The sequence below is a fragment of the Methylobacterium sp. 001424705 genome (assembly GCF_059816145.1).
The window spans coordinates 1-10,010 of the sequence record NZ_JCBANU010000053.1 but is presented as its reverse complement, the minus strand read 5'-3'; the positions used below and the strand labels follow the sequence as shown (position 1 = coordinate 10,010).

General features: G+C 68.3%; 11 protein-coding genes and 1 tRNA gene. 8 read left to right on the top strand and 4 right to left on the bottom strand.

Features of this window, described 5'->3' with window-relative positions:
- Positions 1–308: response regulator (locus AC6EUL_RS22380; protein WP_499872789.1), on the bottom strand; the 308-nt coding region annotated here is incomplete at its 3' end.
- 421 nt (positions 309–729) lie between these two features.
- Here AC6EUL_RS22380 and fliI point away from each other — a divergent pair.
- The 7 genes from fliI (at position 730) to AC6EUL_RS22345 (ending at position 5,245) form a co-directional block, all read left to right on the top strand.
- Positions 730–2,085 (top strand): flagellar protein export ATPase FliI, encoded by a 1,356-nt coding sequence (gene fliI / locus AC6EUL_RS22375; RefSeq protein WP_499872787.1) that lies wholly within the window; start codon positions 730–732, stop codon positions 2,083–2,085.
- Positions 2,086–2,177: 92 nt separating this feature from the next.
- Complete coding sequence (gene fliJ, locus AC6EUL_RS22370; RefSeq protein WP_056222585.1) at positions 2,178–2,585, top strand: flagellar export protein FliJ; 408 nt, start codon at positions 2,178–2,180, stop codon at positions 2,583–2,585.
- 156 nt (positions 2,586–2,741) lie between these two features.
- Complete coding sequence (locus AC6EUL_RS22365; protein WP_499872785.1) at positions 2,742–3,791, top strand: lysylphosphatidylglycerol synthase domain-containing protein; 1,050 nt, start codon at positions 2,742–2,744, stop codon at positions 3,789–3,791.
- 169 nt (positions 3,792–3,960) lie between these two features.
- A complete protein-coding gene (locus tag AC6EUL_RS22360) occupies positions 3,961–4,107 on the top strand; it encodes a hypothetical protein (RefSeq protein ID WP_499872783.1) in 147 nt (48 codons plus the stop codon).
- A gap of 56 nt (positions 4,108–4,163) precedes the next feature.
- The gene (locus tag AC6EUL_RS22355; protein WP_499872781.1) at positions 4,164–4,436 is read left to right on the top strand and encodes a hypothetical protein; all 273 of its coding nucleotides are present in this window, start codon (positions 4,164–4,166) and stop codon (positions 4,434–4,436) included.
- Between the two features lie 24 nt (positions 4,437–4,460).
- Positions 4,461–4,745 carry a hypothetical protein gene (locus AC6EUL_RS22350; RefSeq protein WP_499872779.1) on the top strand — a complete coding sequence of 95 codons (285 nt, stop codon included), beginning with the start codon at positions 4,461–4,463 and terminating at the stop codon, positions 4,743–4,745.
- A 272-nt stretch (positions 4,746–5,017) separates the two neighbouring features.
- Positions 5,018–5,245, top strand: a complete 228-nt coding sequence (locus AC6EUL_RS22345) for a hypothetical protein (protein ID WP_499872777.1) — start codon at positions 5,018–5,020, stop codon at positions 5,243–5,245.
- Positions 5,246–5,344: 99 nt separating this feature from the next.
- Here AC6EUL_RS22345 and flhA read toward each other — a convergent pair whose 3' ends face one another.
- The 3 genes from flhA to AC6EUL_RS22330 all read right to left on the bottom strand — a co-directional run bounded on the left by flhA (position 5,345) and on the right by AC6EUL_RS22330 (position 9,622).
- Positions 5,345–7,510, bottom strand: a complete 2,166-nt coding sequence (gene flhA, locus AC6EUL_RS22340) for a flagellar biosynthesis protein FlhA (RefSeq protein WP_056222579.1) — start codon at positions 7,508–7,510, stop codon at positions 5,345–5,347.
- A 113-nt stretch (positions 7,511–7,623) separates the two neighbouring features.
- Entirely contained in the window at positions 7,624–8,868 is a 1,245-nt protein-coding gene (locus tag AC6EUL_RS22335; RefSeq protein WP_499872775.1) for a KpsE/RkpR family capsule polysaccharide export protein, read from the bottom strand.
- A 100-nt stretch (positions 8,869–8,968) separates the two neighbouring features.
- The gene (locus tag AC6EUL_RS22330; protein WP_055953674.1) at positions 8,969–9,622 is read right to left on the bottom strand and encodes an ABC transporter ATP-binding protein; all 654 of its coding nucleotides are present in this window, start codon (positions 9,620–9,622) and stop codon (positions 8,969–8,971) included.
- Between the two features lie 239 nt (positions 9,623–9,861).
- Here AC6EUL_RS22330 and AC6EUL_RS22325 point away from each other — a divergent pair.
- Positions 9,862–9,951, top strand: a tRNA-Ser gene (locus AC6EUL_RS22325).
- Positions 9,952–10,010 lie beyond the last annotated feature (59 nt).

Below are 10,010 nucleotides of genomic sequence, written 5' to 3'. Positions count from 1 at the left end.
AAGGGCTTGGTCAGGTAGTCGTCGGCGCCGAAGCCGAGGCCCTTCACCTTGTCCTCGATGCCGGCCATGCCGGAGAGAATCAGGATCGGCGTCTTCACCTTGGCGACGCGGAGGTTCCGCAGCACCTCGTAGCCCGACATGTCGGGCAGGTTCAGGTCGAGCAGGATGATGTCGTAATCATACAGCTTGCCGAGATCGATCCCCTCCTCACCGAGATCGGTGGTGTAGGTGTTGAAGCTCTCGGACTTGAGCATCAGCTCGATGCTCTGCGCGGTCGCGCTGTCGTCCTCGATCAGAAGTACCCGCATCGTCGGTCCCCAGCCCAGCCGGCCGTGTGCAGCGTACGGGCAAGCCCCCGCCGTTCGTTCGCCACCGGCCCGTGGCGAACGCTCCCTCGTCAATGACGTGAAACGCTATTCGTTAATCGTTAACAAACCCTGTTTCACGGACGCAAGCACCCAATTGGACCCGCGGCCAGGCCACGCTTCGAACCGTTGACGATCTGTTCTCGTCCGACCGTCTTCGGGCATGATGCGAAACCTTCGCATGTCCCCTCAAGTGCCTCACCCGCATGGGCTTGTTGCGCGCTGTCTCTCCGGAACAACGGCACCGGAATGTCGTCGGCCGAACGAAAATTTTTTACGTCCCGGCGTGAGCCGGCGGCGCGCTACAAGCCCGATGCACACAGTGTTAAGGAGGGAGGTAAACGAATGGTTGAGAGATGCGCCGATGACCGATCGCGACCCTAGCGTCGGACGCTTGCGCCTGGCTGACGCGCGCAGCGCCCTCGCGGGAATCCAGGTGCTGGAGACCTACGGACGGGTCGTGGCGATTCGCGGCCTGCTGATCGAGGTGGCGGGTCCGGTGGCGGCCATGCGCCTCGGCGGACGGCTCGACATCGCGGTGGAGAACGGCCTCGGCGCCGTGCCCTGCGAGATCATCGGCTTCCAGGGCGATCGGGCGCTGGCCATGCCCTTCGGCTCCCTGGAGGGAGTGCGGCGCGGCTGTCCGGCCCTGGTGCGGGACGAGGCCGCCGGCGCGGTGCGCCCCTCCGCCGCCTGGCTCGGCCGGACCATCGACGCCCTCGGCCGGCCCATCGACGGCCTCGGGCCGCTGCCCTCCGGGCCTGCGATCTATCCGCTGCGGGCCGATCCGCCCCCGGCCCATGCCCGGCAGCGGGTCGGGCCGCCCCTCGACCTCGGTATCCGCTGCATCAACACCTTCCTGACGATGTGCGCCGGGCAGCGCATGGGCATCTTCGCCGGGTCCGGCGTCGGCAAGTCGGTGCTGCTGTCGATGCTCGCCCGCTACACCGCCGCCGACGTGGCGGTGATCGGCCTCGTGGGCGAGCGCGGCCGCGAGGTGCAGGAATTCCTCCAGGACGACCTCGGCGCCGCCGGCCTCGCCCGGTCGGTGGTGGTGGTGGCCACCTCCGACGAGCCGGCCCTGATGCGCCGCAACGCCGCCTACGTCACCCTGGCGATGGCGGAATATTTTCGCGATCAGGGCGCACAGGTCCTGTGCATGATCGATTCGATCACCCGCTTCGCCATGGCCCAGCGCGACATCGGCCTCGCGGCCGGCGAGCCGCCCACCGCGAAGGGCTACACGCCCACCGTGTTCAGCGAGCTGCCCCGGCTCCTCGAGCGGGCCGGGCCCGGGACGGGGCAGGGGGCGATCTCCGGCCTGTTCACCGTCCTGGTCGAGGGCGACGACCACAACGAGCCCGTGGCCGATGCGGTCCGGGGCATCCTCGACGGGCATATCGTGATGGAGCGCGGCATCGCCGAGCGCGGGCGCTACCCGGCGATCAACGTCCTGCGCTCCGTCTCCCGCACCATGCCCCGCGCCTGCGACCCCTCGCACTTGCCGACGGTGCGCCGGGCCCGTCGCCTGCTCTCCACCTACGCCGACATGGAGGAGCTGATCCGTCTGGGCGCCTACCGGGCGGGCGCCTCGCCGGAAGTGGACGAGGCGATCGCGCTCATGCCCGAAATGGAGGCTTTTCTGGGTCAGGGTAAGGAAGAAGCAACTTCGATCGGCGAGGGTTACCGTCGCCTGGCAGAGATCGTCGGCGCGCCCTGAGAGGACGCCCCGGTTCCATCTCCCGATGCCGGGCCCGGGGCGCGGCCGGTCGCGCACCGGCGAGCCGTGCGTTGCGTGGAGTGAACCCGCCCATGAAATCCCGTGACACGTTGATCCGGCTGCGACGCTTCCAGGTCGACGAGAAGCGTCGGCGCGTGACGCAGATCGAGATGATGAAGGCGGACTTCACCCGCATGGCAATGGAGCTCGACCGCGAGGTCGCCCATGAGGAGAGCCGCGCCGGCATCACTGATCCGGCCCATTTCGCCTACCCGACCTATGCCCGGGCCGCCGCCACGCGCCGGGACAACATGCGCCAGTCGGCCGCCGCCCTCGAGGGGCAGCTCGCCGAGGCCAAGGCCGAGCTCGGCGAGGCCTTCGAGGACCTGAAGAAGATCGAGATCCTGGACGACCGGGAGCGCACCGCCGAGCGCGTCGCCGAAGCGGCCCGCGACCAGGCCGCCATGGACGGTATCGGCCTCTCGCGCATCCGCGCCTGAGGCGGACGGGGTGCCGGCGCCCCGCGGGGCGACCGGCACGAAACCGTCATGATCCCGTGGGATGAGCCATCCCTGCCGGGGCCGCGCGGAACCTTGCTTGCGATGCCGCGCATCGTCGTGCAGGGAGGGCCCGAACAGGGGCGTGTCCGGACCACCATGAAGAAGATCAGCGATTTTATCTGGCCGATCATCGGCCTCGCCGCCGTGATCGGTTCGGGTTACCTGCTCTACAAGGAGTTGGCCGGTATCTCCATGGCGGAGATCAAGGGCAGCTTCGCCGCGATTCCGGTCCACCGCTTCCTCTTCGCGGCCCTCTCGACCCTCGTCGCCTACGCGGCGCTCGCATGGTACGACCGGATCGCGCTCCTGCATCTCGGCGTGCGCCACATCTCGTGGTTCTTCGTCTCGGTCTGCTCGTTCACGACCTACGCGCTCTCGCACAATATCGGCGCCTCGGTGTTCTCCGGCGCCGTGGTGCGCTACCGCGCCTACACCGCCAAGGGCCTCTCCGCGGCCCAGGTCGCGGTCCTGGTGGCGCTCTGCTCCTTCACCTTCGGCCTCGGCACCATCCTGCTCGGCGGCTTCGTGCTCACCGTCCTGCCCGACACCCTGACGCGCCTCAACGGCTACCTGCCGGCGATCCTGACCGACCCCGCCACCGCCCGCATCCTCGGCTGCTGTCTGCTCGCCTTCGTCGCCCTCTACGTCGCGGGCTCGCTGCTGCACCTAAAGCCGCTCACGATCCGCAAGTTCAAGCTCGAATACCCCCGGCCGCACATCATGGGCCGCCAGCTCATCGCCGCTCCGCTCGAGCTGCTGGGCGCCGCCGGCATCATCTACTTCGCCCTGCCGGAGGCCGGGAACCCCGGCTTCCTCGTCGTGCTCGCGGTCTTCCTCGCCTCGTTCTCGGCGGCCCTGGTGTCGAACGCCCCCGGCGGCCTCGGGGTGTTCGAACTGGTCTTCGTGGTGGCGATGCCCGACATCGCCCGGCCGTCGGTGATCGCCGCGCTGCTCGTCTTCCGGCTGTTCTATTTTTGGCTCCCGTTCCTGATCTCGGTGGTGGTCGTGCTTCTCTACGAGCGCAACCGCCTCGCCTCGGCCCTGCGGGACGAGCCCCACGACGCGGCCGCCCCCGAGCCGCCCTTGACCGCCCCCGGCCTCGACGCCCATGCCCTCGAGCGCCGCATGGAGAAGAAGCCGGTCTGATCCGTCCTCGTAAGGGGAGATCGAACCCGCATCGCCCGGTCCGCGACGGCCGGCTTCGGGCGCGAACATTTGGACCCGCTCCCGGGGCTTTCGCGTCGACGACTCCCCGACGGATCACTGGCTGCGCTATACGGATCGCGCGCGGATTCGTCCGCTCCGGAGGACCGGGATGAGGCAGCTTCTGAAATTCGGCCGCGGGACGGAGGACCGCGACCTGCCGAAGGATTTCGATGCCGCGGAATATCTGCGCCTCAATCCCGACGTCGCGACGGCGGTCCAGGACGGAAAATCCGGTCCGCCGAGGACCACTACCTGAACATCGGTCGGCACGAGGGACGGATTCACGCCCTCTCCGCCGAGATCATGGCGTCGATGACGGCGGATCTGGGTCGGGAGCTGTTCCGCTACCCCTATCGGGCAGTGGGGGCGATGCCGTCCTTCCGGTTCGAGGTGCCGTCCCGGAGCGCGGCGGACCGCGCGATCTGCGAACGGATCATCACGGCCTGGCACGTCTCCGCCGCCGCGGATCCCGGCAAGACCGGCGGGATGTGGGATCAGCTCACCGCCGGCGACATCCGGTTGAAGACGGCCCTGGCGCAGCGCGATCCCGATCTGCTGGCGGATCTCCTCGCCAACATGCTCTAGGAGCACCTCGTCCACGGCCTGGCCATGGGCAAGAGCACCGCCGCCCGCGCCCGCAGCGTGCCGGATCGGTATGCGACCATGTGGTGCGACCGCCTGCTGCGCTTGGGCGAGGCCGTCGGCGTCTGTCCGGTCCGGTCGCCGGAGCAGGGCGGCACCGATGCCCCCCTCGAATGGCTCGACATCGTTGCCGCGGTGGAAGCGGTCCTGGGCTTCCCGTTGGCGTTCCCCGCCATCGGAGCCCCCTTCGGCGTGGCCCTGCAAGGGTCCGCCTTTCCCGAGCAGTCCTTCATGCATGCCTACGCCGCCTAGCGGGTCGACACGCTAGGCCCCTTCCGGCGCATCGCGGAGATCGGAGGCGGCTTCGGCGGGCTGTGTGCCTATCTGGCCGGCGGTGATCGAACCTACACGATCTACGACCTGCCCTACACGAACCTGCTGCAGGGCTATTTCCTGCTCAGATGCGGTCTGCCCGTCTCCCTGAGCGGCGAACCCCCGGAGCGGATCCAAGTCCTGCCCTGGTGGATGATCAACGATCCCGCCGCCCGGTTCAACTGGTCATCAATCAGGATTCCATTCCGAAAATGTCGCCGGCAACCGGGCGGGCCTATATCGATCGCATCAAGGAGATCGCGCCGGCCTTCTACTCGGTCGATCAGGAGGCCTCGGCGATGAACCTGCGGGCGGACCGCCAGCTGCGCGTCCCGGAGATCATCAGGGCCGCCGGCGGCTATACGCGGCGATCGCGGAACCTGTTCTGGCTCCGGGATGGCTACGTCGAGGAATTCTACCTCTGCGGCACGACAGACTGATCCGCGTCACCCCCGCGACGGGGCCGACCGCGACAGGCGCGCGCGGCGAACCCGGATGGTCCGCGAGACCGGTTCACCGCCGGGGCGCGGGGTCGCCTCTCAGACCGAGCCGACGGTCCGGAGCCGGGCCCGGGGATGGATCTCCGCTTGGCTCATCACCGGCGTCTCGCGACGGAAGCGCTCGATGATCGAACGCACGAAGGGCCGGGCCTGGACCGAGGTCACCAGCACGGGCATCTCGCCCATGCGGGCGGCGGTCTCGAAGCGGTCGCGCACCGTGTTGACGAAGTCCGAGAGCTTCGAGGGCTGCATCGCCAGGTAGCGCTCGTCGCGCTCGCCCGCGATCGAGTCAAGGAAGGCCTGCTCCCAGGCCGGCGACAGGGTGATGATCGGCAGCATGCCGTCCGGCCCCTGGTACTGGGCGCAGATCTGGCGGCCGAGGCGGGCGCGGACGTGCTCGACGATGTCGCGCGGGTTCTTCACGTGCCCGGCCACCTCTGCGACGCCCTCGATGATCGCCCCGAGGTCGCGGATCGAGACCCGCTCGGCCAGCAGGAACTGCAGCACCCGCTGGATGCCGGTGGTGCCGATCTGGCTCGGCATCACCTCCTTGAGGAGCTCGGCATGCTCCTTCGAGACCTCGCGCAGGAGCTTCTGCACCTCGACATGGTTCAGAAGCTCGGAGACGTGCGCCTTGATGATCTCGGTGAGGTGGGTGGAGACCACCGTGGCGGCGTCCACCACGGTGTAGCCCTTGAGCTGGGCCTGGTCCCGCAGGGAGGCGTCGATCCAGGTGGCGGGGAGGCCGAAGGTCGGCTCCAGCATGTGCTGGCCGGGCAGCTGCACCTGTCCGCCCATCGGGTCCATGGCCATGAACTGGCCGGGGAAGATCTGGCCCGTGCCGGCCTCGATCTCCTTGACCCGCACCACGTAGGCGTTCGCGTCGAGCTGGACGTTGTCGAGGATCCGGACCGAGGGCATCACGAAGCCGAGCTCGGCGGCGAGCTGGCGGCGCAGGGCCTTGATCTGGTCCGTCAAGCGGTCCTGGCCCTCCGGGCCGTTGACCAGGGCGAGCAGGGCGTAGCCCATCTCGAGCTTGAGGTCGTCGAGCTTCAGGAGGTCGGTGACGGTTTCCTCCTTGGCGGCCGCGGCGGCGGCCACCGCCGAGGCGTCCATCGGCGCACCGTCGGCGTCGAGGGGCGGCGCCTCGCGGGCGACCTTGGCGAAGTGCCAGGCGGCGTAGCCGGACGCGCCGGCGAGCGCCAGGAAGGGCAGCATCGGCATGCCGGGCAGGAGGGCGATCAGCACCATGACGCCCGAGGACATGCCCAGGGCCTTGGGGTAGTTCGCGAGCTGCTTGCCCAGGGCCTTGTCGGCCGAGCCCTTCACGCCCGCCTTGGAGACCAGGATGCCGGCCGCCGTCGAGACGATGAGGGCGGGGACTTGCGAGGCGAGGCCGTCGCCGATGGTGAGCAGGGTGTAGGACTTCGCCGCCCCCAGGAACGGCATGCCCTGCTGGGCGACGCCGATGATGATGCCGCCGATTACGTTGATGAAGGTGATGAGCAGCGCGGCGATCGCGTCGCCGCGGACGAACTTGGAGGCACCGTCCATGGCGCCGAAGAAGGAGGATTCCTCCTCCAGGGCGGCGCGGCGGGCCTTGGCCACCTTCTCGTCGATGAGGCCCGCCGAGAGGTCGGCGTCGATGGCCATCTGCTTGCCGGGCATCGCGTCGAGGGTGAAGCGGGCGGCGACCTCGGCGATGCGGCCCGATCCCTTCGTGATGACGACGAAGTTCACGATGATCAGGATCGCGAAGACGATGATTCCGATGACGAAGTTGCCGCCCATCACGAAGTTGCCGAAGGCCTCGATGACGTGGCCGGCGGCCGCCGTGCCCTCGTGCCCGTGGCCGAGGATGAGGCGGGTGGAGGCGAGGTTCAGGGCCAGCCGCAGCAGCGTCGCCACGAGGAGCAGGGTCGGAAAGACCGTGAACTCGAGCGGATTGTCGATGAACAGCCCGGTCATCATGATCAGCACCGAGATGATGATCGAGACGGCGAGCAGCAGGTCGAGCAGGAAGGCCGGCAGCGGGAAGATGAGCACCGTGAGGATGCCCATCACGGCGGTGGCGAAGAACAGGTCCGTGCGCTTGGAGAGCGCGTTCAGGTTCGCCCGGTTCGGGATCGCGAAGCTCGCGAACTGTGCGAGGCTCCCCCCGGCCCCTCCCGCCGGAGCCGGCGCGCCGGCAGCCGTCTCGCTCATCGTCACCCTCGCTGCCCCCGAGGGTCGAGGGCTCGGCAAGATTTGCCGAGCACAGGGTTAGCGAAGGGTTAACGCCAGGCCGTCCGCCGCCCCGCCTGAGCGGAAATACCGCGTCAGGCGAAGTATTTGCGGGTGACCACCGCGAGCGCGAACACCAGTCCGGCACCACCGGCGATTAGGCTGATCATCAAGAGGCGCCGGGGCTCCTGGGAGGATTCGGGCTTCACCGGCTCAACGATCATGCTGAAGAACTCGATCTGGCGCTCCGCGATGATCCGCGCCCGCTCGTTCGCGGCCAGCACCTTGGCGAAGTACTTCTCCGCATCCGCCCGGTCGGCGTCGTAGGCCTCGAACCGGGTGAGGGCGTTCGCCAGGATGCGGCGCTGTTCCGGATCCTCGCTGGCCGACTGGCGCTCGATCCGCGCGATGTTGTCGTCGAGGTCCTTGATCTGGGCCTTCATGTCCTGGATGCGGCGGGTCTCCGGCGAGAGGTCGCGCTGGCCCTGGATGAGCTGGACGGCCAGGTTGATGCGGGCCGTGCGCAACTCCGACAGGACCTTCAGGTTGCTCTCGTTGGTCTTCTGCGCGTCGAGGACGCCGTCGCGGTTGCGCAGGGCCGCCACCTCGGTGCGGATCTTCAGCATCCGCTCCTCGGCCCGCTTGAGCTCGCGCTGGCTCTCCAGCACCGCGTCCTCGCGGGCCCGGCCGCTGAGGGCGTTCACCATGCGCTCGCTCTCGGCCAGGATCGCGTTCGAGAGGTTGAGGGCATCCTGCGGATCGAAGGCGTTCACGGACAGGAGGATGATACCCGACCCGGACTCGATCTTGGTGTGGACCCGCTCGTGCCAGTACTTGACCAGCTTCTCGATCGGCTTCTCGGGATCGAAGCGCGAGAGGATGTCGATGCCGGGCCGGGAGAACATCTCCCGCAGGGGATAGGTCTTCTCGATGGCCTCGATCATCGGCCGGCTCATGATGTAGTTCGTCGCGATCAGGCTGTCCTGCGCCACCATCTGCTTCATGGGGGAGCCGGAATTGGTGCCGACCTGATCGGGCGAGGCCTTGTCGACGTTGCCGAGGGCCGGCCGCAGGGCGAAGCGCGACTCGATCACGAAGCGGTCCGACGCGATCACGCCGTAATAGGCGATGGCCGCCAGGGTCGGAATCAGGAAGCAGACCAGGAAGAGCACCGGGATCAGCGGATCCGTCTTCACGTGGCTCTGGTAGGAGCGGATACCCTTCTTACGGTCGGCGAAGCGCGAGACGCGGGCGATCTGCTTCAGGGATTCGGCCACCGCGTTCGAGCGGTCGGCCGTGGTCAGCGGCTGACCCTGCGGGTTGCGGATTTCGATGCTCATGCGCCCCGGTATTCCATGTCGTCCGGCCATCCCGCCGCCAGGTTACACCCTTTGCACAGCCGCCGCGGCAAAACCGTGGCCACCGGCGCGCCGGCGCAACTCAGGCGTTCAGGCGGCGATAGACCTCGATGGCGTCGTCGATGCTCTCGTAGACGATCGCCCGCCCGTTGATGATGACGATGCCCTGCTGGCACCAGGTGCGCAGGGTGTCCATGCCATGGGAGACCATGATCACGTCGGCATTCTCCCGGCGGGCCGCGAAGGCCTCCTCGCAGCGCTTCTGGAAGCGGGCATCGCCCACCGCCGTGACCTCGTCGATGAGGTAGCAGTCGAACGGGATGGCCATGCTCATGCCGAAGGCGAGGCGCGAGCCCATGCCGGACGAGTAGGTCCGGATCGGCACGTCGAGGTAGCTGCCGAGCTCCGAGAAATCCTCCACGAACTCCAGCACCTTGCGCGGGTCCTCGCCGTAGATGCGCGCCACGAAGATGATGTTGTCGCGCCCGGTCATGGCCGGGTGGAAGCCGCCGGCGAAGCCGAGGGGCCAGGACACGCGCGTGGTGCGGACCACGCGGCCCTTCGTGGGCATCTCGGTGCCGGCCAGGAGGCGCAGGGAGGTCGACTTGCCGGCGCCGTTGATCCCCAGGATGCCGTAGCTGGTGCCCGGCTTCAGGGTGAAGGAGACGCGCTCCAGGATCGTCCGGCGATGCCCGTCCGTCCGGTAGACCTTGGTCACGTTGTCGAAGCGGATCACGGCGGAGCACGACTCCCGAAGCCTGGCCCTGCGCGCATCGGCTGCAAAAGCGGCGAATCTGAGAACGCGGCGCCGCGACCCCCGAGGGGCGGGTACCCTCGGGGGGGGAAATCGCACGGGAATCGTCAGCTTTGCCGTTCCGAGGCTTGCACGCCGTCCATGCGGCTTGTACAGGACGCCTCCCGGCGCGATCGCGAAGCCCGGCCGCCCCGGCGGCTGCGAGACGCGGCGACGGGACCGGAGGGGTGGCCGAGTGGTTGAAGGCGCACGCCTGGAAAGTGTGTATACCGGAAACGGTATCGCGGGTTCGAATCCCGCTCCCTCCGCCAGTTGCCTATAAGCCACCGTCAATAAACGGTTTTTAGCTTTCGATCCCAACCCGCGTGAT